Annotated in this window: 1 rRNA gene; it reads left to right on the forward strand. The window is 55.8% G+C overall.

What is annotated here, in order from left to right:
• Window positions 1-330, forward strand: a 23S ribosomal RNA gene (locus KI379_RS33775); the annotation flags it as partial.

Below are 330 nucleotides of genomic sequence, written 5' to 3' on the forward strand. Positions count from 1 at the left end.
GGGGAGGGAAAATTATAGTACCGAAGGTCATGATCTCACACTGCCAAGAAAAGCCTCTAACCAGGTGAAGGTGCCCGTACCGCAAACCGACACAGGTAGGCGAGAAGAGAATTCTAAGGCGCGCGGAAGAACTCTCGTTAAGGAACTCGGCAAAATGACCCCGTAACTTCGGGAGAAGGGGTGCCCCGGTAGTGTGAATAGCACGAGGGGGCCGCAGTGAAAAGGCCCAAGCGACTGTTTAGCAAAAACACAGGTCTGTGCGAAGCCGCAAGGCGAAGTATACGGGCTGACGCCTGCCCGGTGCTGGAAGGTTAAGGGGAGCGGTTAGGG

The organism is Paenibacillus cineris, assembly GCF_018333335.1.
Classification (GTDB): Bacteria; Bacillota; Bacilli; order Paenibacillales; family Paenibacillaceae; genus Paenibacillus_AQ; species Paenibacillus_AQ favisporus.